The organism is Pacificimonas aurantium, assembly GCF_020092905.1.
GTDB lineage: Bacteria > Pseudomonadota > Alphaproteobacteria > Sphingomonadales > Sphingomonadaceae > Pacificimonas > Pacificimonas aurantium.
The window spans coordinates 112,685-135,662 of sequence record NZ_JAGSGB010000003.1 but is presented as its reverse complement, the minus strand read 5'-3'; the positions used below and the strand labels follow the sequence as shown (position 1 = coordinate 135,662).

Genomic DNA, 22,978 nt, shown 5'->3' with positions numbered 1-22,978 from the left:
TCAATAATCCACGCCTTCGGGTTGCGCGATGGCCGTGCTCAGCTCGTCGAGAGCCTTGCTCGTGACGGGATCCATATCCGCATTCGCCCGGGATTTTTCGAGGAAGTCATTCAGCGCGTGCTCCATCCGCTGGTACCGGCGGGTATCCACAACCGTCACTTGCGGATTGGCCACAAACCATCCCGATGCATCGATCTGGTGATCGGCGATAAAGTCCTTCACCTTGGGGCTGTCGATCCCCGGCCAGCCTTCGACATTGGCGAACAGCAGGTCCATCAACCCCGGAATCTTGGTGGCGAAATCGTTGATATAGGTGTCCCAGTCGCCATCATAGGTTGTGGCGAACAGGATGCGCGTGTCGTCGTCGAAAAATACGAAGCGCATATCGTGCAAGGTCGACACCCGCTGCGCGCCGTCCATATTGCCGTTGGTGAGGTCGAAGATGCGGCGCAGGCGGTCCGCCCCGCCGGGCTTGACCTTGGCGATGGCGGTCAGTTCGGACACATTGCCCGACTGCATTCCCGCGCGCCCCGCCTTGTTGGCGGTACCCTTGTAATCGGGATTGTGGTCGCGGATCATCGCTTCCAGCGCGATTTTCGCGAGCTGCGGCAGGTCTTCTGCCAGCTCGCGCGCACGGCGGCGGATTTCTTCGGGCTTGCTCTCATCGGCAAGACGCGGATCGGTGCTTTTGGTCATGGCGCGCTCCTTTTGCGCTTGGTGGTCAATCGGGAATGTCGGACAGGGCCTGCGGCTCTATGCGCGGGCGATCGTTCTGAGTGTGACGATAGGTGCTGGACCGTTCGTAGGCCGCGCGGCGAATGCGCATGATGCCGCCCAGCGGGCGATGCGCCTCGACGCCGTTCCATGGATTGAACGACAGCACATCGTCGCCGAAAACTTGGCGTGGCGGGCTGTAGGGGTCCTGGCTGTCGAAGCGCAGCGTGGCGATGGCACGATGGGGAGACTTTTCCTCTTCCCACAACACGGCAGCATCTTCCACCGGCATCGTTTCGAGATCGGTGCAGAGCTGCGCGCGCAATTCATATTCGGTGCCGTTCGCGCGGAAAAAATCGCCGATTACGTCGCGCATGGTCGAATATTGGACGTCTTCGAGATCCCGACCGGTCAAATCGCGCACGGATTGGGATTTCGGGGCGAGCGACAGTTTGGCGACATGGTCGCCGAACCGGACAGCGGCCTGCGTATGATAGGTTTCGCCGAGAGGATGATTGTTGTCGCGCGCCAACCCCTCGAGCGTCGCGCTCGGCACCTTGCCCACCGCTTCCACCGCATCCTTCGCGCCGCGCGCCACGCCGGCAACGAGGCGTTGGAAGAAATCGGGCGCATGCGCGTTCTTTTCGAGCAGACCCAGCATCTGCTTGTATTTCGGGATCGTGCCGAAGGCGAGCACCGGGAAATTCACCATCAGGAAATCCTGGTTCTCGCCACCGATGTCGGGCGAAAGCCGGTCACCCGGAACGCCGATCACCTTGATCGCGAAACCGCGCGGGGCCGGAACCTCGTCCGAATGGATATCGCCCGGCGCGGACGAAAGCCGCGCGACGACCTCGTAGGTCTTCGGAGAAGCGAAGATGCCCTGCGCAAGCTCAGCCGACAGACCGTCGTGCACGGTCATGCTACCCTTAAGGATCGCGTGCGATTTCGCATGGGCATCGCGATGGGCGTGCCGATGCCGTTCGAACGCGTTGCGCGCCGTCGCATTCATCTGTTCGACGATCTCGCGCGTCAGCCGCTGTTCGTTGGGATCGACTTGCTCGACATCGGGGGTGAACCGTATGGGCTGCATGGGCAACAACTCCTGCCTGTTTTGCCTGCTGAAAAGGATCGACGGGAAACCGATCCTCTGACCGGGCATTTGAAATATCAAGTGATATCTGAAAATTTGGTTCCGAAAATCAGGACTTTTGAGACGGATCGAGCACCATGAGCGGCGAAACCACCACCAAATCGCGTCGGCAAAGCCAGGCGGAAACACGCGCCAAGCTGATCGAATCGGCCGAGCGGCTGATGATCGCCCATTCCATCCCGGCACTTTCCGTGCGCCAGCTCTGCGCCGACGCCGGATTTACGCAAGGCGCCTTTTATTCGAACTTCGAGAGCAAGGAGTTGCTGCTGCTCGAAGTCATGGAAGGTCACTTGGCCGAACAGCGGGACCGACTGGAAGACCTCGCCGCCTCGATCCCGGAAGCCGATATCGACCAGGCCATGCAAACGCTTGCTGCGTGGCTAGCCGACATCCCCGATCGCCAGGCCTGGGCGGCGCTGGCGCTGGAATTGCAGCTCTATGCCTTTCGCAACCCGGAATTCCGCGCGCAGTACAAGGCTGCGGAGGCGCGTGTAACGGCCCAGTTCCGGGTTCTGATCGAAGGCCTGGCCGCCCAGTTTGGGCAGCCACTCCGCTTGCCCGCCGATGTCATCACCGAAACCTTGCTCATACTCTGGCATACCGCGGTCTTGCGATCGGGCGACGGCACCCAGCCGGAAGAAAATTACGTGAAGGTCTTCAGGCAGATCATGTTCGGCGAACCGTCAGCCGGATAGCGTTGCGTGACCGCCACCATATCGCGTCACCTTTGCCCGGTTTCGTCCTTGCGCAGGTAAAGGGTCTGTGTCGGGAAGGCGAACCCGATGCCTGCCTGTTCCAATCGCTCGTAGATGTCGAGCATGAGATCGTTGCGGATTCTCAGGCTTTCGTCGAAATCGGCGGTCATGATGTAGGCAAAGGTTTCGATCGCCAGCGAGTCCGTTGCAAAATAACGTAATGTCGCCCGGCGCGGCTCCGGGGCGATGTGCTCGTTCTGTGCGAGCGCCTCTTCTATCAGGCCAATCCCTTCACGCAGCTTGGCCGCATCCAAGGCGTATTCGAGGCCGATCGTCTCGTTGAAGAGGAAACGTTCGCGCTTGGTATAGTTTTCGATCTGGCGTGAGGAAAAATCGCCATTGGGGATCGTGACGACGGTTCGTTCCAGCGTCCTGATCCGGGTCGACCGCATCCCGATATCCTCAATCGTGCCGAGCACATCGCCGACCTTGCACACATCCCCGACCTGCACCGGCCGGTCGGCCAGCACGGATACGGTGCCGACCACGTTCTCGACCGTCTTCTGTGCACCCAGCGCCAAGACCAGACCGCCGATGCCGAGCGCCGCCACACCAGCGGTGACATCGAAGCCGAGCGTGTCGAGGATGCCGAGCGCCCCCAAGACCAACAGTCCGGCCTTGATAACCCGGCGGGCAAAGACGATGACAGACGCGCTCTGGTACCGCGCGCGCCGCGTCATACGCAGCGACAGCCACCGGACGAGCGCATCGACCAGGCGGAACAGGAACCACAGGAACACGATCCACGCTGCAATGCCGAGATAGCGCAGCACGACCTGACGCGCGACGATCGAGATCGGCGCAGCGTCCGACCACAGCCTATTGTGTTGAAAAACTCCGCAGGCACCTTCGGCGGGAAATATTAAAACTCATAAGAGATCATGCCTGCATCATTACCTCAAGACGCCTTCTCCCGTTGAATCATTATTACGGAAAATCGGCTGTGGATCGGGTCAGGCCGAGTTTTTCAACACAATAGGCCCACAAGCAGCCTCAAACGCCAGCGAGGCTGCAAATCCAACTGTAAGCGATGCGTTGCCCCGCAAGCACCTTGTCTCGCTTTTCTGGACTCTCCATCGTAACTTGAAACGTGAGCACACCCTACCCCGCGAATTCGGGTCACAAGCCGTTGTTTTATATTAATAAATGTGGTTTGGGCGAAAGTCACCCGCCTGCGAGTTGAGCGGGTTTGCGCTGATCCGCAGACAACTCACCCTGTTTTAAGGTATTGGATTGGCAAGGCATTTTCTATTTAGGGTGCGAGTTGCTTGTGATCCGCGAAATCTCGGCTGCATCGATGTGCCTTGGCGGCGCCCTGCTCGCCTGTGAGTTGCTGCCACTGGTCATGACAACCATCGCCCGAAGTGCTAGATGCCAGCCTTCAACAAAGGCACGATGGTCTCCCAAAGTCTCGCCTTTTTCCACAGAAGCGCGGAGCGCTGGGGGCCAGATTGGGGGCCTTTAGTTTTGCTTATTTCGAAAAATGATCTGAATTCAGATTCTTGGCAAGCCTATTGGCTTCCCCTCACCGCTCCAACCCGGGGCTCTCAACAGTTCAGATCAGCGCGCCAGAAGGCCGAGCAAGTCGTCCCGGCGCCGTGCCCACTCCTCGGCCGACATATCGGCGGCAGGCACCTCGGCCCAGTTCATTGCCGCCTCCAGCCGTTCGCGGGATCGCTCGGCCATGACAGGTGCAGCGGAAAGAAGCGTCTCATTTTCCGCGAAGATACCGGTACAGTGCAAGGCGGCGTCGCACCCGGCGGCGAGCACGCCCTCCAGGCGATCCTGTAGCGGTCCGGTCAGTGCCTTCATCGCCAAGTCGTCGCACAGCAGGAAGCCATCGAAGGCAAGCTCGCCGCGGATCACGTCGCCGATCACGACCGGCGACAGGGAGGCGCAGCGGGCCTCGTCCAGCGCGGCGTATAGGACATGCGCGGTCATCGCCATCGGTGCGTCCGCCAGGCGCAGGAAGGGCAGGAAATCCCGCGCAAGGTCCTCTCGCGGCGCATTCACGACCGGCAACTCGCGATGACTGTCGGCCCGCGCTCGGCCGTGGCCGGGAATATGCTTTACGATCCCGCAGACGCCTTCCTCGCGCAGGCCGGTCAGCAGCGCCGCGCCGAGCGACGCGACCGCCGAAGGATCCGCGTCGAAGCTGCGGTCGCCGATAATGTCGTGACCCTCCGGATCGCGGACATCGAGCACCGGCAGGCAGTCGACATTGATCCCGGCCGCGGCGAGATCGGCAGCGATGGCGCGTCCGTGGAAGCGCGCCGCGTCGAGGGCGGCAATCGGCCCCTCCCTGTACAGCTCGCCAAATGGCCGCGCTGGCGGGTGCTCGGGCCAGTGCGGTGGACCCAGTCGCTGTACCCGGCCTCCCTCCTGGTCGATCAGTATGGGAACGTCCGGCCGCCCTGTCAGCGCGCGAAGACGGTCCGTCAGCATACGCAGTTGCCGGGGCGAACCGATGTTCCGGTCGAACAGGATGAAGCCGGCCGGCGGAAAGCGGCCGAACAGAGCTTCTTCGTCCGGGGTCAGTTCGGGTCCCGCAAATCCAAGGACCAGCGGCCGCAGGCCGGCAAGCGGTGGGTTCATCCGCGCCGCCTCAAACGACGACGCACTGTTCGCCGGCAAGCTTCAGCCGGTTGCAAATCTCGTCGGCGCCGGCCCCGCCATCCGGGATTGTCGCGCGCAGCCGGTAGAGTGTCGTGCCGTTCACTTCGACCGGCTGCAGCACCATCGAGAGCGGAGCAAGATAGGAATAGCGCCCCGTGAACGTCTCCCACACATCCCTGGCGCGCGACTGAGAAGAAAAGGCGCCGAGCTGAATTGTCTGGCCACCGCCGGACGACCGCTCGGAAACCGGCTCTTCGCCGGTGTCACTGTCCGAAGCGGCGCCTTCGTCGGAAGCAGGTGTGCGCGGAGCGTCCCCCCCGGCTGCATCCCGCCGGGCTGCGTCCTCCTCCGCTTCTGCGAGCAGGTCCCGCGGCGGAGCATCGGCATCTTCGCCGGCCGGCGGGACCACAGGAACCGCGACTTCGGGCAAGCGGTCGGTCGCCACGTCCGAGGGGAGGTCCTCGCCGCTCGCGACCGCGCTCGTCATGCGCTCGCTTTCGGAGACGACCAGGCCGCCCCTGTCCTTCGGCTCGACCTTGAACGGCCCTTCCGGGGCGCGAACAAGCGGTACCTCTCCATCCGGCACCTCGATGTCGTCGCCGCCGAACAGGGCCGCGAACAGGAACAGCGCAGCGACAATCGCCACCACGCTTCCTGCCACAATGAGGACGGCGCGGCGGGACACCAGCCCTCCCCGTTCATCCAGTTCCAGCTCTGTCGGTTCGAGCCAGGGAAGCCCTTCCCCAGGCTCCTCCTCGAACTCGCTCTCATCCCTGACCCCGTCCGCCACCTGGCCCTGCTCCTTACATTTCGTGGGCAGGCTCGACCCCCATCAAGCCCAGACCGTTCGCAATTACTTGGCCGACTGCGCGGTTCAGCGCCAGCCTGGCGTTCGACCTCGCCGCGTCCTCCGGCCGCACGACGCGCAGAGCCGGATCGTCATTGCCGCGATTGTAATTGGCATGGAACGCCGCCGCGAGACTTTCCAGGAAGAAGGCCACCCGGTGGGGCTCGTGCGCTTCGGCGGCAAGGCGCACGATGCGCGGCAGCTGCGCCGCCAGTTGCAGGAGCGCCTGGTCGGTCTCGTCGAAATGGCCTGCACAGTCCTCCGGGGGCGCGGGGGCCAAGCCCTCGGCCTCCGCGCGGCGCAGCATCGACTGGATTCGCGCATGGGCATATTGGACGTAGAAGACAGGGTTGTCCTTCGACTGTTCCTTGACCTTCGCAAAGTCGAAATCGAGCGGCGCGTCGGCCCGCCGTGACAGCATCATGAAGCGCACCGCGTCCTTGCCGACTTCGTCCACAACCTCGGCGAGCGTCACGAAATTGCCCGACCGCTTCGACATTTTCACCGGTTCGCCGGCCCGGAACAGCCGCACCATCTGCACCAGCAGAACGTCGAGCGGGACCTTGCCACCCGTCAGCGCTTCGACGGCGGCCTTAATGCGCTTTACCGTCCCCGCATGGTCGGCGCCCCAGATGTCGATCAGCAGGTCCGCCTGCTCCGCCTTTTGCAGGTGATAGGCCGCATCGGCGCCGAAATAGGTCCAGCTGCCGTCTGACTTCTTCAGCGGCCGGTCGACATCGTCGCCGAACTCGCTGGCCCGGAACAGGGTCAGCTCGACGGGCTCCCAGTCGTCGGGAAGCTCGCCCTTCGGCGGCTCCAGAACGCCCTCGTAGACGTGCCCCATCTCCCGCAGCCGCGCTTCGGCCCGGTCGACCGCACCCGACCGCTGCAGGTCGTATTCCGATGAGAACAGGTCGTGGTGGATGCCCAGCTTGCCGAGGTCGGTGCGGATAAGTTCCAGCATCGCGTCCACCGCTTTCCGGCGAAAGGTCGGCAGCCAGTCGGCCTCCGGGGCATTGCGCAACTCGTCGCCATACTCTCGGGCAAGCGCGTCGCCGACGGGCTTCAGATAGTCGCCGGGGTAGAGCCCCTCGGGGATCTCGCCGATGTCCTCGCCCAGCGCCTCCAGATAGCGCAGGTGCGCCGAGCGCGCGAGCACGTCCACCTGCCCGCCCGCATCGTTGACATAATATTCGCGAATGACGTCGTGTCCGGTAAATTCCAGCAGCGTCGCCAGCGCATCGCCCACCACGGCGCCGCGGCAATGCCCCATATGCATCGGGCCGGTGGGATTGGCGGAAACATATTCGATGTTCGCGCGCACACCCTCGCCAAAGCTGCTGCGCCCATAGTGGGCGCCCGCCTCGCCGATCCGCGCGAGTTCCGCAATCCAGGCCGGTTCGGCCAGCCGCAGGTTGAGAAAGCCCGGTCCGGCGATCTCCACCGCCTCGACATGAGGCGCAGCGGCCAGTTCCTGCTTCAACGCCTCGGCGAGGGCTCGCGGGTTGGTCTTCGCGGGCTTCGCAAGTACCATGGCGGCATTGGTCGAGAGGTCGCCATGTGTGGGGTCGCGCGGCGGCTCCAGCGTCACGGGCTTGCGGTTGGCGTCGGCCGGGACGGTGCCCGCCGCCACAAGGGCGTCGATCGCACGGTTCACTTCAGCGGCGTAGATGTCGAAAATGGTCTGCAAGAGAGGTGGTTTCAGTTCCGGGTCTGGGACGGCGCGCACCGCGGGGCGGTACAATCGATCCGCCTGTTACCGCGCCCTGCCGCGCTTTTCAAAAGCGATCACGGCGTCAGCTGCAATTCGTGCAGGAAACGCTGGGCGAAGCGGTCGGTCATGCCGGCGATGAAGTCGGCGATGTGACGCGACCGGTCGGGCTCATCCGCAGGCATCGCCCGCTCCCATTCCTTCGGCAGGCGCTTGGGATCGCGGGAGATTTCCTCGTGGATCTCCGAGATCGTCGCGCGCGCCGCTTCACGCGCGCTCGCGGCGCCCGGGTGATGGTACATGCTGGCATAAAGGAAGCGCTTCATCTCGCGCTCTTCAGCGTACATGCCTTCCGAAAAGGCCACGATCTGCCGCTGGGCTGAGCGCACATCCTCGACCGAGCGCGGGTTTAGGTCCGCGAGCCGGCGGCGTGTCTCGGCGAGTACGTCCTCGACCATCAGGCCGATCTGCCGGCGCTTCATTTCCGCAATCACGATATCCCGCGGCGCATCGGGATAGCGCTGCTGCACCATACGGAAATTGTCGCGCACGAAACGCACGTCGATCGCGGCTTCCAGGCCGAACATCTGCGCCCGCAGGCCGTCCTCGAAGTCGTGATTGTCATAGGCGATATCGTCGGCGATGGCGGCGACCTGCGCCTCGAGGCCGCTATGCGTCGCCAAGTCGAGATCATGCTCGCGGTCCGCTTCGGCAAGCGCCCATCCCGCGCTTTCGACCGGGCCGTTGTGCTTCGCCAGCCCCTCCAGCACTTCCCAGCTGAGGTTCAGGCCGGGATGGCGGGCATAGGATCGTTCCAGCACGGTTAAGATGCGCAGCGTGTGCCCATTGTGATCGAACCCGCCCGCCTCGCGCACCGCATCGGCTAGGGCGGCTTCCCCCTCATGGCCGAAGGGAGGGTGGCCAAGATCGTGAGCCAGGCAGATTGCCTCGGTCAGTCCCTCGTGAACCCCGAGCGCGCGCGCCAGGACCCTGCCGATCTGTGCGACTTCCAGGCTGTGCGTCAGGCGCGTCCGGTAATGATCGCCGTCCGGCATGACGAAGACCTGCGTCTTGTGTTTCAGGCGGCGAAAGGCGGCGGAATGCACGATCCGGTCGCGGTCGCGGTCGAAGGCATCGCGCAAGGCCGACGGCTCTTCGGCATATTTCCGCCCCCGGGATTGGGACGGATCGCTCGCATAGGAAGCTAGAGACATGGTGCCGCGCCTATACAGGCGGTCCTCATAGGGTGACAGCCGCGTTTTCGCGCTGCTAAGCGCGCTGTGAGTTTGAAAGATCTTTGAGGGAGAGGGCGCCGTGCAGGCCATTCTGGAACAGCTGGAAGAAAAGCGCGAACGCGCGCGCATGGGCGGCGGGCAGCGCCGGATCGACAGTCAGCATGCCAAGGGCAAGCTGACCGCGCGCGAACGGCTCGATGTCCTCCTCGATCCGGGCTCGTTCGAGGAATATGACATGTTCGTCGAGCATAACTGTACCGACTTCGGCATGGACGAGCAGCACATTCCCGGCGACGGCGTGGTCACCGGCTCAGGCACGATCAACGGACGCCTCGTTTATGTGTTCAGCCAGGACTTCACGGTATTCGGCGGAGCCCTCTCCGAACGGCATGCGGAGAAAATCTGCAAGGTCATGGACATGGCCATGAAGGTCGGCGCGCCGGTCATCGGCCTCAACGATTCCGGCGGCGCCCGCATCCAGGAGGGCGTTGCCTCGCTCGGCGGCTATGCCGAGGTGTTCCAGCGCAATGTCCTCGCCTCCGGGGTCGTTCCGCAGATCAGCCTGATCATGGGTCCATGCGCGGGCGGTGCGGTCTACTCGCCGGCCATGACGGACTTCATCTTCATGGTGAAGGATTCCAGCTACATGTTCGTTACCGGTCCGGACGTCGTGAAGACGGTGACCAACGAGGTTGTGACGCAGGAGGAACTGGGCGGCGCGTCCACGCATACGACCAAGTCGGGCGTCGCCGACCTCGCCCTTGAAAACGATGTCGAGGCGCTGCTGAGAACGCGCGACTTCGTCGACTATCTTCCGTTGTCGAACCGCGAGACCCCGCCGGTCCTGCCTACCCACCAGGGCCTCGAGAATGACGAAAGCCTGGACACGCTGATCCCGGACAGTGCGAACAAGCCCTACGACATGCACGAATTGATCCGGAAGGTGTCGGACGAGGGCAGCTTTTTCGAACTGCAGCCGAAGCACGCGGCCAATATCATCACCGGCTTCGGCCGTGTCGAGGGACAGACCGTCGGCTTCGTTGCCAACCAGCCGCTGGTGCAGGCGGGCGTCCTCGATATTTCGTCGGCGAAGAAGGGTGGACGCTTCGTTCGGTTCTGCGACGCCTTCAACATTCCCATCGTCACCTTCGTCGACGTGCCCGGCTTCCTGCCCGGCGTGGCGCAGGAACATAACGGCATCATCAAGCACGGCGCGAAGCTGCTCTTCGCCTATGCCGAGGCGACGGTCCCGAAGATCACCTGCATCACACGGAAGGCCTATGGCGGAGCCTATGACGTGATGGCGTCGAAGCATCTGCGCGGCGACCTAAACTATGCATGGCCGACAGCAGAAATTGCCGTGATGGGCGCGAAGGGCGCGGTGGAGATCATTTTCCGCAATCAGTCGGAGGAACAGATCGCCGAACGGACCAAGGAATATGAGGACCGCTTCGCCAATCCGTTCGTGGCCGCGTCGAAGGGCTTTATCGACGAGGTGATCATGCCACATTCGACTCGTCGGCGCATTGCCGTCGGCCTGCGAAAGCTACGCACGAAGGAATTGGCAAATCCGTGGAAGAAACACGACAATATTCCGCTCTGACCGAATAATTCCCGTAACATTTGTGTAAACTGGTGGGAAAATTGTTCGCCAATACCGCGCCTTGAGTCAGCCTTTCGAAATTAAACTGGATCAAGGCTTGGTTTTGGTACGATCCTTCCGTAGCCTTCCCGTCTCGTGAAATTTTCAGAGACTCTATTGGCGCGGGGGACCATGACCGACCAGGCCGACAAGACTTTTCGTCCGGAATCCACGCAGGATTATGGCGAAGACCCAACGGGGGTCCGAACGTCCGACAAATATGTCTCGGAATATATCCGGGGTTTCGTCGACAAGTGGGACGAGTTGATCGACTGGAACCAGCGCGCTGACAGCGAGGGGCGCTTTTTCATCGATATCCTGAAAGGGCGCGGGAAGGATTCGGTTCTCGATGTTGCCACGGGAACGGGATTTCATTCCATCCAGCTCGCGAAGGCCGGATTTGCAGTCACCTCAGCTGACGGATCTGCCGAAATGCTCGCGAAAGCCTTTCAAAATGCAGTCGAACATGACGTAATGTTGAAAACGGTGCATGCCGATTGGCGCTACCTCAACCGGGACGTGCACGGAAAATATGATGCCATCATCTGTCTCGGCAACAGCTTTACGCACCTGTTCGAAGAGGCCGACAGAAGGCGGGCGCTCGCCGAGTTTTATGCCGCCCTGAAACATGACGGCGTTCTCATCATCGACCAGCGGAATTACGACGCCATCCTCGACAGTAAGAAATTCCAGACGAAACACAAATATTACTACTGCGGCGATCAGGTAACGGCTGTTCCCGTTCATGTGGACGACGGACTCGCCCGCTTTGAATATACCTTCCCCGACGGGTCCAAGCACAACCTGAACATGTTCCCGCTGCGCAAGAACTACACGCGCGGGCTGCTGCGCGAGGCCGGGTTCCAGAAGGTTCAGACCTACGGGGACTTCATGGAAGACGGAGAGGAAAGCCGGCCAGACTTCTTCATTCATGTGGCGGAGAAGCTCGACGATGAGTGAGTCGCAGACGGAAAACGCCGCGAAGACCTATTATGACAGTCCCGATGCGGACGCATTCTATAGTGCCGTCTGGGGCGGCGAAGACATCCACGTCGGCCTTTACGACGACGTTCGCGATATCCGCACTGCCAGCCGCCAGACCGTCGACCGCATGCTCGGCAAAATTCTTCCGGTCGCCGGAAAAAAAGTGGTCGATCTGGGATCCGGCTATGGTGGCGCGGCGCGCGTCCTCGCCGGCGAGCATGACGCCGATGTCACCTGCATCAACATCGCCGAGGTGGAAAACAGGCGGAACCGCGAGCTGACCGCAAAGGCCGGTCTCGACGACCGGGTAAGGATCATCGACGGAAGCTTCGACGATATCCCCTGCGACACCGCAAGTTTCGACGTCGCGTGGAGCCAGGATGCGATCCTGCATGCCCCCGACCGCGATGCGGTTCTCGACGAAGTGGCGCGCGTGCTGAAACCGGGCGGCGAGTTCATCTTCACCGATCCCATGCAGGCCGACCGCCTCGAAGACGCGGCTGCGCTTCAGCCGATCTACGATCGCATCCATCTGCCCGATCTCGCCTCCTTCGCCTTCTACGACGAGGCGCTGACGGCGCGCGGGTTCGAACCGGTCGAGGTGGAGAAGATGCCCGCCCAACTTGGCCGCCACTATGGCCGTGTGCGCGAAGAGCTCGAGGCCCGCCGGGACGAACTGCCGCTCGACCCGGAGTTCGTCGATCGCATGCTCTCCGGCCTGAAGCTGTGGGTGGACGGCGCCGCGGACGGCAAGCTCGCCTGGGGCATCATGCACTACCGCAAGGCCGCGTAGCACGCCTAAGGGCCGGTCCTTCCGACCCGCGCCCCGGGGCAGGTGTATTGATCAGGTAATACAGATACGCTAAGCCCTCCCCATTATTACAGAAGTGGGGAGTTATCGATGTTCCTGAACCATACCGGCAGCGCTGTTTCTGCCGCCAGCCTGATTGCCCTGTCCGCGACCCTTGCAGGTCCGGCGACCGCCCAGCATGCCGCAGCGATGGACGCCGAGATGATCCCCCGCGAGGCCCTGCTCGGAAATCCGACGAAATCGCAGGGCCGCATCTCGCCCGATGGCGAATGGCTAAGTTGGCTCGCCCCGCGCGACGGCATCATGAACGTCTGGGTCGCTCCGGCGTCCGATCCCTCGGCTGCCCGGCCCGTCACCGACGACGACGAGCGAGGCATCGCGAACCATTCCTGGACGCCCGACAGCCAGTATATCCTGACGCAGCAGGACAAGGGCGGGAACGAGAATTTCCATATTTATGCGACGAATGTTCAGACCGCCGAAACCCGGGACCTGACGCCGGTTGACGACAATGTCCGCGCCGTCGTGCAGGCTGTCAGCAACGAGCGGCCTGGAGAGATTCTCGTCGGCCTCAACGACCGCAATCCGCAACTGTTCGACATGTATCTGGTCGATTATCGCACCGGGGAGCGCACTTTGGCGTTCGAAAACCCGGGCTTTGCCGAAGTCACCGTCGACCACCAGCTGACCCCGCGCCTCGGCTTCGCGCCGACGGCAGGGGGCGGGGCAGAACTCTACGCCATCGGAGAGGACGGCGCACCGGCGTCCGAGCCGCTCGTCACATTCCCGAGCGAGGACTTCCTCACCTCGGGCGCGGTCGGCTTCAACAAGGCCGGGACCGACGTCTACATGCTCGACAGCCGGGATCGCGACAAGGCGGCGCTCGTGACCCTCGACCTCGATACGGGCGAGACCTCGATGATCGCTGAGCCGGGCGAGTCCGATATCTCGAACGTGCTGTTCCATCCCACGACGCATGCGCCGCTTGCCTATGAGATGAACTATCTGAAGGCGGGCTGGACCGCTCTCGACGAGAGTGTTGCCGACGATCTGGAGCGCCTCGAAAGCCAGGCTACCGGCAATCTCCAGATTGTGTCGACAACGGACGACAACCGCAAATGGGTGGTCATCGACGACGCTGCCGAAAAGCCGGGGACCTACATGCTCTACGACCGCGATAACGGCGAGCTGACCGAGATGTTCACCACGCGCCCGGAACTGGCCGATGCGCCGCTGCAGCCGATGCATCCGCTTGAGATCGAGTCCCGCGACGGCCTGACCCTCGTTTCCTATCTGACTCTGCCGCCGGGCAGCGATGAAGACGGCGACGGACGACCCGATGGGGCGCTGCCGACGCTGCTCTGGGTCCATGGCGGCCCCTGGGCGCGCGACGAATATGGCTACAACACCGTCCACCAGTGGATGGCGAACCGCGGCTACGCCGTGCTCAGCGTGAATTACCGCGGCTCGACCGGCTTCGGTAAGGAGCATGTCAACAAGGCCATCGGCGAATGGTCGGGGAAGATGCACGACGACCTGATCGACGCCGTCGACTGGGCCATCGAAGAAGGCATCGCCCAGCCCGACAAGGTCGCCATCGGCGGCGGCTCCTACGGCGGCTACGCCACGCTAGTCGGCGTGACCTTCACCCCCGACAAGTTCGCCTGCGGCGTCGACATCGTCGGCCCGTCGAACCTCGTAACCCTGATCGAAAGCTTCCCGGATTATTGGAAGCCCGTACTCGACGGCACTTTCATCAAGCATATCGGTGATCCCGCTGACCCGGCCGAACGCGAAGACATGACCGCCCGTTCGCCGCTCACACGCGCTGACCAGATCAGGGTGCCGCTGCTGATCGGACAGGGCGGCAACGACCCGCGCGTCACGAAGATCGAAAGCGACCAGATCGTCGAGGCGATGCAGCAGAAGGAGCTGCCCGTGACCTACATCAACTATCCCGACGAGGGGCACGGCTTCCAAGAACCGGCAAACCGGCTCAGCTTCTTCGCGGCCATGGAGGGCTTCCTCGGCCAGTGTCTGGGCGGCCGCGTGCAGCCCATCGACGACGCCTTTGAGGGCAGCTCGGCGGAGATTCTCGCCGGCGCCGAATTTGTCGAAGGCCTGGAAAGCACGACCGGCGGCGAATAGCCCCGCGGCAGCCAGCAACGGTTGCTGCCGGCTCCCAATCGGATAAAGCGGGCGAGGATCGCACCCTGCGGTCTTCGCCCCTTTCCGTTCTTCCGGGACCCCATGTCATGGCAACTGGCCTTGTAGCACTTCTCGACGACGTCGCGGCCATTGCCAAGGTGGCGGCTGCCTCGATCGACGACGTAGGGGCCGCCGCGTCGCGCGCCGGCACGAAGGCGGCGGGCGTGGTCATCGACGATGCGGCCGTGACGCCGCGCTACGTCACCGGCTTCGACCCCTCGCGCGAACTCCCGATGATCGCGAAGATCGCGCGCGGGTCGTTCAAGAACAAGCTGCTCATCCTCCTGCCTGCCGCGGTCCTTCTGGGCCAGTTCGCCCCCTTCCTCATCCCGGTCATCCTGCTCCTCGGCGGCCTGTTCCTCAGCTATGAAGCCGCGGAAAAGGTGCTCGAGCTGTTCAAGGTCGATGAGACGAACAAGCATGAGGAGCCCGCCGTCATGGCGCCGGCCAAGCGCGAGAAGGAGATGGTGTCGGGCGCCATCCGCACCGACCTTATCCTCTCCGCCGAAATCATGGCCATTTCGCTGTCCGAAGTGACCGACTCCCCCTGGTGGCAGCAAATCCTAATTCTCGGCCTGATCGCCATCGTCATCACCGCAGGGATCTACGGCGCGGTCGCGCTGATCGTGAAGATGGACGACGCCGGCCTCGCGCTGGCCAAGAATCACGACGGCGCCCTTGCCTCTTTCGGGCGCAGCCTAGTGCGGCTGATGCCGACGCTCCTCAGCGCCATTTCCATCATCGGCACCCTCGCCATGGCCTGGGTCGGCGGCGGCCTTCTCGTCCACAACACCGCCGAGCTCGGCTGGCACGGACCCGAGCATCTGGTAGAGGCCGCAGCGCACCCGCTCGTTGCCGCCGCCCCTGCGGGAATTCACGGGTTTGTCGACTGGCTGGTTTTCGCCGTCCTGTCCGGCCTGCTAGGGGTCCTCGTCGGGGCCGTCCTCGCGCCCATAGTCCACAAGGTGCTGCCGCACGGCGGCCATTGACGGAGCAAGATTGATGAACATCGAAACGCCGCTGCGCGAAGCCGTCCGGACCGACTGGACCCGCGAGGAGATCGCCGAAATCTACGAGCGGCCGCTGATGGACCTGCTGCTCGACGCGCAGCTTTCCCATCGCCGTTTCTTCCGCGCGAACGGCGTGCAGGCCTGCCAGCTGCTGTCGATCAAGACAGGCGGCTGCCCGGAGGATTGCGGCTACTGCTCCCAGTCCGCCTTCGCGAAGTCGGGCGTCAAGGCTGAGAAGCTGATGCGCGCAGACGCCGTCATCGCTGCCGCCCGAAAGGCAAAGGAGGGCGGCGCATCGCGTTTTTGCATGGGCGCCGCCTGGCGCGACCTGAAGGACCGCGACACCGACGCCGTGTGCGAGATGGTCGCCGGCGTAAAGTCGCTCGGCCTGGAAACCTGCATGACGCTCGGCATGCTGTCAGACGAGCAGGCACAGAAGCTCGCCGACGCCGGGCTCGACTATTACAACCACAATCTCGACACCTCACCCGAGCATTATGGCGAGATCATTTCCACGCGCACCTATGCCGACCGGCTCGATACATTGGAGAAGGTTCGCGACGCCGGCATGAACGTCTGCTGCGGCGGTATCGTCGGCATGGGCGAGGAACGTGTCGACCGCGTCGGCCTCATCCATGCGCTCGCCACCCTGCCCGCGCACCCGAAGTCCGTCCCGGTCAACGCCCTCGTTCCCGTCAAGGGTACGCCGCGCGGCGATGCTCTGATCGAGGGCCGCTACGAGGAAATCGACGGCATCGAGTTCGTGCGCGCCATTGCCACCTGCCGCCTTACCATGCCCGCTTCGGTCGTACGCCTGTCGGCCGGCCGCGAAAGCATGTCGCGTGAGCTTCAGGCGATGTGCTTCTTCGCCGGCGCCAATTCGATCTTTACCGGCGACACGCTGCTGACCGCACCCAATGCCGGCGAAGACAGCGACGCCGCGCTACTCGCGGAGTTCGGCCTCAGCGCGATGGACCCGGACGAAATGGAACTCGCCTGAGGCCTAGGCCGCATCGTCTGCGGAGGGCCGTAGCGCGCAGGCGCCGATCCGCGCCCACATCTCCTCGCAAAGCTCACGTATGTGCGGTGCCAGCGGCACCTCGCGTCGCACCCCGGGCGCGCGGGCGACGATGCCCGAGTACATGAAGCGCGAATAGGGCAGGCCCAACCGCGCGGCGAGCGCTCGTCCGGTGCCGTGCGGATTCTCGGTCAGCCGGTCATAGTCGAGGATCGCCATGTCCGGCCGGTCCGGCAGCCGCTGGTCGAAGACCAGGCGGTTGCGCTGCCACCAGAACAGCGCAGCAGCGTTCTCGTCGCTCAATCCCGGACGATAGGCGGAGCGGAGAAGCTCATGGGTCTCCTCGCTCATGCCCCGCGCCCGCCACACGCCTGCAGACCGGTCCGCGACGATCTCGTCGATAGCTTCGCGATTTCCGGGGAAGCTCTTCTGGTGGCTGCGCACCATCGCATCGACGTGGCGCGTCAGCCAAATGCCCCGTGCAGGCGCCAGCGCACGCGTCATGTCGGTCAGCCGTTCGCCTTCCATCAGGCATTTCACGATCATGTAGCTGCCGCGCGTGGAATCCCGCAAAGCGCGGATCGTACCGAGGTCTCTCAGCGCGAAATCCTCGTAGGCGCGCGGATCGGTTTCGTGCAGGGCGGTGGTCTGAAAGGTTCGGTCGAGTGCGTACATCAGCATATTCGTTCCCGAGCGCGGCGTGCCCGTCACGAAGACAGTAACTGGCGGACGCCGGCCGAAAGGCCGCGGCACGACCCGCTTTGCCGCCAGATACAAGCGAATGCCCAGCGGACGTTCGTTCAGACTGCCTTCCGCCATGACGCCTTGTCCGCCCCCTTTTCTGCACACTAGCGACCGACCATCCCGCCGCAGTAGCGCGCCAATAGCAAGACCCGCCACGTCATGCGCCCCGAACCCCTGCGCTTCGGGCGATCACACTGATCGAAGATTTCCGCCGCGATCAGTCTTGAGCTCGACTGCGGTTGAGGTTGCACAAGACTGGCTCCCCAACCGAAAAACAGGGAGCAGTGAAGTGAAGGATTTTCTGATCGACCGCGACGAGCTGGGCCGGCGCCATTTCGTGCGCCTTGGCCAGGGATCAGCGCGAGTCGCCACTGGCGGACTTGCCGGAACCGGTAAAAAGCCACGCGTTGTCAATGGACTGGCAAAGCTGCTCGCCAAGCTGGCCCCGGCTCACTAGTCCTGCGCGGCTTTGCTGGATTCGACCGCCTCGAATGCGGCCCTGCCCAAGGGACCGCCAACCCTCGCTGCACTCTGGACGCTGGCGTGGCCCGTGGTGCTCTCGCGCCTCGGCATCATGTGCATGGGCGTGACGGACGCGATCGTTGTCGGTCGCTATTCGGCGGAGGAGCTCGGATACCAGGCCCTCGGCTGGGGGCCGACCGGTGTGGTGGTGACGACCGGCGTCGGCCTTTTGATGGGGGTCCAAGTGCTCACTGCGCAGCTTGTCGGCGAGGATCGGCGCATCGAGGCTGGCGCCGTCCTGCAGCGTGGACTTCTGCTTAGCCTCCTCGTCGGACTGCTGGCGACAGCGGTCCTGATCGCGGGCACACCGCCGCTATTTCGGCTGCTCGGCCATGATCCTGCGCTTGCGGCAGGTGCGTCGGAGGTCGTGGTAATCCTGTCGCTGTCGATGACGCCTTATCTGGTCAGCATCGTGTGCAGCTTCTGGCTCGAAGCGCTGGAACGGCCCAAGCCGGGCATGTACCTCATGCTTCTTGCCAATATGGTGAACCTCGCGCTGAACATCTGGCTGGTACCGGGCACCAGTCCCTTTGCCGTGGACGGGGCGGTTGCCAGCGCCTGGACGACCTTCTTCTCGCGCTCGGTTTACGCCATCGCGCTCATCTTCGTGATCCTAGCCTGGCCCGAGGCGCGCTCGCTCGGCGTATTCCTGGTTCGAAAGGCCGCCTCCTGGTCCACCTATTGGGGGCGCATGATGCGGGTCGGCTGGGCGACTGCCGCCTCCTATTTCGTTGAATCCGGCGGGTTCGCCGGCACGACGCTGATTGCCGGGCTTATGGGCGCGCTCAGCGTCGCGGCCTTCTCCATCACGTTCAACCTGGCGGCGCTCGTCTTCATGATACCGCTCGGCATGTCGAGCGCGACCGCCGTTTTCGTCGGCAAATATTATGGCCGGGGCGATGTGGAGGGCATACGCAGTTCTGGAATACTCGGTGTGGGCGCCACCTTCATCTTCCTTCTCGGCCTCGCGGCGGTCATTGCCTTCGTGCCGCAACTCTGGGCCGGCGCCTATACCACCGATCCCGAACTGCTGGCGCTTGTCGTTCCGGCGCTCCTCGCGGCCTGTTTCTTTTTCCCCGTCGACGGGCTGCAGGTGGTAACGGCCGCGTCGCTGCGAGCAGCCGACGACAACTGGATGCCCACTCTGACCCACTTCATCAGCTACAATCTGGTGATGCTTCCCGCCGCCTGGTGGTTCGGGCTGGAACTGGGTTACGGCGTTGTCGGACTGGTCTGGGTCATGTGCGGCGTCAGCATTCTCGCCGCAGCCTTTCTCATCAGCCGGTTCTGGTGGATCACGCGCTCAGCCGCAGCGCTTCCAGAGGCCGCGTGAGGCTTTCGGGCAGCGGCGCGCCGCCGGGACCGTCCTCTGCCTTGTTGACCATAACGGTCTCGGACAGACCGATGCAGCGGCCACCCTGGAACAGGCCCTGCCCCACGACATAGCTGGTCCGCCCGAAGCGGACGATGCCGCCGCGCACTTCGACGGGCTCCGGCCAGCTTCCTTCGGCCAGAAAGTCCACCGTGATGCTCGCGACGATCGGCCGGAACGCCAGCTTCTGTTTCCCGCCAAGGGAATGATGCAACCGCACCCGTCCTTCCTCGAAGAAGCGAGCGAAGGCGACATTGTTCAGATGTGCGTTCACATCCATGTCCGCGAAGCGGACGTGCATCTCGAAACCGAAAGGGTAAGTCTCGCGCTCCCGGCGCGCCGGGTCGGTTCTCACGACATCTCGTAGCGAATGGGCAGGCGTTTCAGGCCGGAGACGAAGTTGGAGCGCGTCCAGGCAGGATCCCCTGCAAGTTCGATGTGCTTCAGGCGGGGCACCAGTTCTTCAAACAGGACGCGCATCTCCAGGCGCGCCAGATGCAGCCCGAGACATTGATGCACACCGAACCCGAACGCGATCTGCTGATTGGGCCGTCGCTCCACGTCGAAGCGGTAGGGATCCTCGAAAACATCCTCGTCGCGGTTACCCGACCAGTAGAACAGGCAGACCCCGTCACCTTTCCTGATCGTGCGGCCGCGCAGCTCGAAATCTTCCTGGCAGGTGCGCATGAAGTGCTTCACCGGCGTTTCCCACCGGATCATCTCTTCGACGGCCTGCATCATCAGCTTCGGCTCGTCTTTCAGCTTCTGGAGCTGTTCGGGGTTGCGGATCAGCTGCAACAGGCCGCCCGATGTGGAGCTCGACGTCGTGTCGTGGCCCGCCGTCGCCACGATGACGAAATAGCTGAGCTGATGGTGCAGATCCATCGGCTCGCCTTCGATTTCCGCATTGGCGATCACCGTGGCGACGTCGTCGCGCGGGTTCTGCTTACGATCCGCGATCACCTTACCGAAATATTCGAAGAAGCTTTGCGCCAGAGCGATCAGATCGACGGCCTGTTCGCCCGACGTCGCCATCGTTCCCGTGCCGCCGGACGTGATGCGCTGCGACCGCGCCACGACGTCCGGATCGGCAGCGCCGAACGTCTCCTGCGTCATTTGGAGCATCATCAGCTCGTCTTCGGGCGGAATGCCCAGGATCTTCATCACCACGCGCAGCGGATAAAACAGCGCCACCTCGTTCACGAAGTCGCATTCGCCGCCCAGACTCGCCATGCGTTCGACGTGGTCGCGGGCGATCTCGCGGATCGAGTCCTCGGTCTTTTTCAGGCTTCCCGGTTTGAACCATTCGTTCGTCACGGCGCGGATATGCCGATGTAGCGGATCGTCCAGGTCGACCAGCGTGCGAAACAGGTGCGTGTCGCCGGTCATCTGCAGCATATGCTCTTCATTCTCGGCGGGCGCGAGATAGGTACGCTGCGAATTGGTGAAGGTCTCGTTCGCCTTCCCGATCGCCTTGATGTCGTCATGCTTGGTAATCGCCCAGAAAGGGCGAAAGCCGGTGGGCTCGGCCCAGTGCACGGGGTCTTCCGCGCGCAGACGGCGGTACACGTCATGGATGTCATCGGGCTGCGCCATGACATCCGGATTCACCAGCCTGTTGTCGATACCGTCGGTAGAAAAGCCCGGAAACGGATTGTCGGCCATCGAAGTGCCTCCCCAATATTCGCGGGGAACTCTAGCGGCCAGGATGCCGGCTGGCTGTCCCCGAATATAACAGGATCAGCCCTTCACTCCGAATTCGCCGGCCATGATCTTGCGCTCTGCCGCAACCATCGCGGCGAAGCTCTCCCGCTCGTGCATCGCTGCGACCCACGCCCTCGTCCGGGACAGACTGTCCGGGATGGCGACCCCGACATGTTCGACATTCACGAAGGGACTGGCCATCGAAATGTCGGCGAGGGTGAGAGCGCCGCCGACCAGAAAGCTTCCGGGTTCAGGGGCGCGCGCCTCGAAGAATTCCATGAATTTCATGACCTCGCCGCGGCCTTCCTCGGCGACTCCCTCATCGCCCTTCTGTTTCAGGAAGCGCGGGGCGACGACCAAGTTGAAGAACATCTTGCCCACGCCGGCCACCAGCACGGTATCGGCAATCTCGTCCCACCAGATCGCCCTCGCGCGGTCTTCGGCGCGTTCGGGGATCAGGCGCGGCTCGGGATAGGCGGCATCCAGATAGACGCAGATAGCGGTGGAATCGGACAGTTTGACCTCGCCGTCGCGAAACCCCGGTATCTTGCCGAAGGGCGAGCATTCCAGGAATTCCTCGTCCTGCGACCCGAGGCCAATGGGGGCATGGTCCCAGTTCAGCCCCTTCTCGTTCAGGAACGCCGCCGTCTTGCGGACGAACGGGCTAAGCGTGGCGCCAAACAGCTTCATTGGTCGACTCTCCCCAGATTCGCCGCGTGGCTAGCAGGCGGGGCGCGCGGGTTCTAACCGGCCAGTTCGTCCCACTTGTTTCTGATCTTCGAGAAGAAGCCGGCAGAGCGCGGGCTCGACGGGCGCTCGGCCTCCAGCCCGCGGAACTCTTCCAGCAGCTCCTTCTGCCGCTTCGAGAGGCGCGTCGGTGTCTCGACGTCCACCTCGACGATCAGGTCGCCGCGGCCGGAACTGCTGAGGCCCGGCATGCCGCGTCCGCGTCTGCGGAATTCCGCGCCGGACTGCGTGCCGGCAGAAATCTTCATCGAGATCATCTCGCCCTCGATGCTCGGCACGTCGATTTCGCCGCCCAGCGCCGCTTCGGTGATGCAGACCGGAACGGTCACGCGCAGGTTCGTCCCGTCGCGCTCGAAGATCTCGTGCGGCAGAAGGTGGACGAAAATATACAGGTCGCCCGGCGGTCCGCCGCGCGCGCCCGCCTCGCCTTCTCCGGACATGCGGATTCGCGTGCCATGGTCGACGCCCGCCGGTATCTTCACGCGGAGCTGCTTTTCCCTGTCGACGCGCCCCGCGCCCAGGCAGTCATGGCAGACGGCGGACGTCACGCGTCCCGCGCCATGGCATTGCGGGCAGGCACGCTCGATCAGGAACATGCCCTGCTGCACGCGAACCTGGCCCATGCCCTGGCAGGTCGGGCAGGCCTCGACCGTCGCGCCGGGTTCGGCGCCGGTTCCGTCGCAGGACTCGCACTTGGCCGCCACGTCGATCTCGATGGTCTTCTCGCAGCCGCTGAACGCTTCTTCGAGCGAGAGTTCGAGGTCGAAGCGCAGGTCGCCGCCGCGCACCGCCCGGCTGCGCTGCTGCCGGCGCCCGCCGCCGCCCGCACCGCCCATGAATTCGGAAAAGATATTGTCGAAAATATCGGAAAAGTCGCCGAAGCCCTGTCCGCCTCCGCGTGCGCCGCCGCCTCCCTGCTCGAAGGCGGACTTGCCGTAGCGGTCATAGGCCGCGCGCTTCTGCGGGTCCTTCAGGACATCATAGGCCTCGGCGCAGGCCTTGAAGCGCTGCTCGGCCTCGGCATCGCCCGGATTGCGGTCCGGATGATATTTCATCGCCAGCTTGCGATAGGCGGATTTCAGGGCGCCGCCGTCTGCATCGCGGCTGACCCCCAGGATCTCGTAATAGTCGGCCTCGACCATAGGTTACGCCTCAGTTTCCCCCAGAATGTCGGCTGCGCGGCAT

At 63.5% G+C, this 22,978-nt stretch carries 22 protein-coding genes; 10 read left to right on the top strand and 12 right to left on the bottom strand.

From position 1 onward, the window contains the following. Together KCN53_RS13765 and KCN53_RS13760 are read right to left on the bottom strand one after the other, a co-directional pair. On the bottom strand, positions 1-696 hold the full coding sequence (locus tag KCN53_RS13765; RefSeq protein WP_088713644.1) for a hypothetical protein: 696 nt from the start codon (positions 694-696) through the stop codon (positions 1-3). 25 nt (positions 697-721) lie between these two features. Beyond that, on the bottom strand, positions 722-1,636 hold the full coding sequence (locus KCN53_RS13760) for a catalase family protein (protein ID WP_224199736.1): 915 nt from the start codon (positions 1,634-1,636) through the stop codon (positions 722-724). 30 nt (positions 1,637-1,666) lie between these two features. Between KCN53_RS13760 and KCN53_RS13755 the strand changes: the two genes are divergently transcribed. After that, on the top strand, positions 1,667-1,948 hold the full coding sequence (locus KCN53_RS13755; protein ID WP_224199734.1) for a hypothetical protein: 282 nt from the start codon (positions 1,667-1,669) through the stop codon (positions 1,946-1,948). After that, entirely contained in the window at positions 1,945-2,562 is a 618-nt protein-coding gene (locus tag KCN53_RS13750; protein WP_088713646.1) for a TetR/AcrR family transcriptional regulator, read from the top strand. Before KCN53_RS13755 ends, KCN53_RS13750 begins: the two co-directional genes overlap by 4 nt. Before the next feature lie 26 nt (positions 2,563-2,588). Here KCN53_RS13750 and KCN53_RS13745 read toward each other — a convergent pair whose 3' ends face one another. The 5 genes from KCN53_RS13745 to KCN53_RS13725 form a co-directional block, all read right to left on the bottom strand. After that, complete coding sequence (locus tag KCN53_RS13745) at positions 2,589-3,395, bottom strand: mechanosensitive ion channel family protein (protein ID WP_088713647.1); 807 nt, start codon at positions 3,393-3,395, stop codon at positions 2,589-2,591. A 787-nt stretch (positions 3,396-4,182) separates the two neighbouring features. Next, the gene (gene nagZ / locus KCN53_RS13740) at positions 4,183-5,217 is read right to left on the bottom strand and encodes a beta-N-acetylhexosaminidase (protein ID WP_224199732.1); all 1,035 of its coding nucleotides are present in this window, start codon (positions 5,215-5,217) and stop codon (positions 4,183-4,185) included. Positions 5,218-5,227: 10 nt separating this feature from the next. Next, complete coding sequence (locus KCN53_RS16195; protein ID WP_088713648.1) at positions 5,228-6,028, bottom strand: SPOR domain-containing protein; 801 nt, start codon at positions 6,026-6,028, stop codon at positions 5,228-5,230. Between the two features lie 13 nt (positions 6,029-6,041). Next, positions 6,042-7,775, bottom strand: coding sequence for an arginine--tRNA ligase (argS, locus tag KCN53_RS13730; protein WP_088713649.1), 1,734 nt, complete (start codon positions 7,773-7,775; stop codon positions 6,042-6,044). Positions 7,776-7,873: 98 nt separating this feature from the next. Next, positions 7,874-9,010: a deoxyguanosinetriphosphate triphosphohydrolase gene (locus KCN53_RS13725; RefSeq protein ID WP_088713650.1), complete on the bottom strand. Its 1,137-nt coding sequence runs from the start codon at positions 9,008-9,010 to the stop codon at positions 7,874-7,876. A gap of 148 nt (positions 9,011-9,158) precedes the next feature. On the opposite strand from KCN53_RS13725, the gene KCN53_RS13720 reads away from it, so the two are divergent. The 6 genes from KCN53_RS13720 to bioB all read left to right on the top strand — a co-directional run bounded on the left by KCN53_RS13720 (position 9,159) and on the right by bioB (position 16,686). Then, on the top strand, positions 9,159-10,634 hold the full coding sequence (locus KCN53_RS13720; protein ID WP_263435135.1) for an acyl-CoA carboxylase subunit beta: 1,476 nt from the start codon (positions 9,159-9,161) through the stop codon (positions 10,632-10,634). A gap of 171 nt (positions 10,635-10,805) precedes the next feature. Next, the gene (locus KCN53_RS13715; protein ID WP_172406326.1) at positions 10,806-11,633 is read left to right on the top strand and encodes a glycine/sarcosine N-methyltransferase; all 828 of its coding nucleotides are present in this window, start codon (positions 10,806-10,808) and stop codon (positions 11,631-11,633) included. Next, entirely contained in the window at positions 11,626-12,450 is an 825-nt protein-coding gene (locus KCN53_RS13710) for a methyltransferase domain-containing protein (RefSeq protein WP_172406327.1), read from the top strand. The genes KCN53_RS13715 and KCN53_RS13710 overlap by 8 nt, the downstream gene beginning before the upstream one ends. A gap of 108 nt (positions 12,451-12,558) precedes the next feature. After that, positions 12,559-14,616 (top strand): S9 family peptidase, encoded by a 2,058-nt coding sequence (locus KCN53_RS13705; RefSeq protein ID WP_088713652.1) that lies wholly within the window; start codon positions 12,559-12,561, stop codon positions 14,614-14,616. A 107-nt stretch (positions 14,617-14,723) separates the two neighbouring features. Further along, positions 14,724-15,665, top strand: a complete 942-nt coding sequence (locus KCN53_RS13700) for a DUF808 domain-containing protein (RefSeq protein ID WP_088713653.1) — start codon at positions 14,724-14,726, stop codon at positions 15,663-15,665. Positions 15,666-15,678: 13 nt separating this feature from the next. Then, positions 15,679-16,686 carry a biotin synthase BioB gene (bioB, locus tag KCN53_RS13695; protein WP_088713654.1) on the top strand — a complete coding sequence of 336 codons (1,008 nt, stop codon included), beginning with the start codon at positions 15,679-15,681 and terminating at the stop codon, positions 16,684-16,686. A gap of 3 nt (positions 16,687-16,689) precedes the next feature. Here the strand turns inward: bioB and KCN53_RS13690 are convergent, their stop codons facing one another. Continuing rightward, entirely contained in the window at positions 16,690-17,523 is an 834-nt protein-coding gene (locus tag KCN53_RS13690; RefSeq protein WP_088713655.1) for a sulfotransferase family protein, read from the bottom strand. Positions 17,524-17,737: 214 nt separating this feature from the next. Between KCN53_RS13690 and KCN53_RS13685 the strand changes: the two genes are divergently transcribed. Together KCN53_RS13685 and KCN53_RS13680 are read left to right on the top strand one after the other, a co-directional pair. Further along, the gene (locus KCN53_RS13685) at positions 17,738-17,905 is read left to right on the top strand and encodes a hypothetical protein (protein ID WP_172406328.1); all 168 of its coding nucleotides are present in this window, start codon (positions 17,738-17,740) and stop codon (positions 17,903-17,905) included. Positions 17,906-17,917: 12 nt separating this feature from the next. After that, positions 17,918-19,303: an MATE family efflux transporter gene (locus KCN53_RS13680; protein WP_088713656.1), complete on the top strand. Its 1,386-nt coding sequence runs from the start codon at positions 17,918-17,920 to the stop codon at positions 19,301-19,303. Here KCN53_RS13680 and KCN53_RS13675 read toward each other — a convergent pair. The 4 genes from KCN53_RS13675 to dnaJ form a co-directional block, all read right to left on the bottom strand. Next, positions 19,266-19,697, bottom strand: coding sequence for an acyl-CoA thioesterase (locus KCN53_RS13675; protein WP_088713657.1), 432 nt, complete (start codon positions 19,695-19,697; stop codon positions 19,266-19,268). The genes KCN53_RS13680 and KCN53_RS13675 overlap by 38 nt on opposite strands. After that, complete coding sequence (locus KCN53_RS13670; protein WP_088713658.1) at positions 19,694-21,007, bottom strand: cytochrome P450; 1,314 nt, start codon at positions 21,005-21,007, stop codon at positions 19,694-19,696. Before KCN53_RS13670 ends, KCN53_RS13675 begins: the two co-directional genes overlap by 4 nt. Before the next feature lie 75 nt (positions 21,008-21,082). Then, positions 21,083-21,736: a glutathione S-transferase family protein gene (locus tag KCN53_RS13665; RefSeq protein WP_088713659.1), complete on the bottom strand. Its 654-nt coding sequence runs from the start codon at positions 21,734-21,736 to the stop codon at positions 21,083-21,085. A 53-nt stretch (positions 21,737-21,789) separates the two neighbouring features. Next, on the bottom strand, positions 21,790-22,935 hold the full coding sequence (gene dnaJ / locus KCN53_RS13660; RefSeq protein ID WP_088713660.1) for a molecular chaperone DnaJ: 1,146 nt from the start codon (positions 22,933-22,935) through the stop codon (positions 21,790-21,792). Positions 22,936-22,978: the final 43 nt, after the last annotated feature.

What these genes read in the sequence shown, in the direction of transcription:
- KCN53_RS13760 (WP_224199736.1), bottom strand. Translation starts at nt 1,636, where the DNA reads ATGACCGTGCACGACGGTCTGTCGGCTGAGCTTGCGCAGGGCATCTTC.
- KCN53_RS13720 (WP_263435135.1), top strand. Translation starts at nt 9,159, where the DNA reads ATGGGCGGCGGGCAGCGCCGGATCGACAGTCAGCATGCCAAGGGCAAG.
- KCN53_RS13705 (WP_088713652.1), top strand. Translation starts at nt 12,559, where the DNA reads ATGTTCCTGAACCATACCGGCAGCGCTGTTTCTGCCGCCAGCCTGATT.
- KCN53_RS13725 (WP_088713650.1), bottom strand. Translation starts at nt 9,010, where the DNA reads ATGTCTCTAGCTTCCTATGCGAGCGATCCGTCCCAATCCCGGGGGCGG.
- KCN53_RS13710 (WP_172406327.1), top strand. Translation starts at nt 11,626, where the DNA reads ATGAGTGAGTCGCAGACGGAAAACGCCGCGAAGACCTATTATGACAGT.
- nagZ (WP_224199732.1), bottom strand. Translation starts at nt 5,217, where the DNA reads ATGAACCCACCGCTTGCCGGCCTGCGGCCGCTGGTCCTTGGATTTGCG.
- bioB (WP_088713654.1), top strand. Translation starts at nt 15,679, where the DNA reads ATGAACATCGAAACGCCGCTGCGCGAAGCCGTCCGGACCGACTGGACC.
- dnaJ (WP_088713660.1), bottom strand. Translation starts at nt 22,935, where the DNA reads ATGGTCGAGGCCGACTATTACGAGATCCTGGGGGTCAGCCGCGATGCA.
- KCN53_RS13670 (WP_088713658.1), bottom strand. Translation starts at nt 21,007, where the DNA reads ATGGCCGACAATCCGTTTCCGGGCTTTTCTACCGACGGTATCGACAAC.
- KCN53_RS13755 (WP_224199734.1), top strand. Translation starts at nt 1,667, where the DNA reads ATGGGCATCGCGATGGGCGTGCCGATGCCGTTCGAACGCGTTGCGCGC.
- KCN53_RS13665 (WP_088713659.1), bottom strand. Translation starts at nt 21,736, where the DNA reads ATGAAGCTGTTTGGCGCCACGCTTAGCCCGTTCGTCCGCAAGACGGCG.
- KCN53_RS13715 (WP_172406326.1), top strand. Translation starts at nt 10,806, where the DNA reads ATGACCGACCAGGCCGACAAGACTTTTCGTCCGGAATCCACGCAGGAT.
- KCN53_RS13765 (WP_088713644.1), bottom strand. Translation starts at nt 696, where the DNA reads ATGACCAAAAGCACCGATCCGCGTCTTGCCGATGAGAGCAAGCCCGAA.
- KCN53_RS13700 (WP_088713653.1), top strand. Translation starts at nt 14,724, where the DNA reads ATGGCAACTGGCCTTGTAGCACTTCTCGACGACGTCGCGGCCATTGCC.
- KCN53_RS13750 (WP_088713646.1), top strand. Translation starts at nt 1,945, where the DNA reads ATGAGCGGCGAAACCACCACCAAATCGCGTCGGCAAAGCCAGGCGGAA.
- KCN53_RS13690 (WP_088713655.1), bottom strand. Translation starts at nt 17,523, where the DNA reads ATGGCGGAAGGCAGTCTGAACGAACGTCCGCTGGGCATTCGCTTGTAT.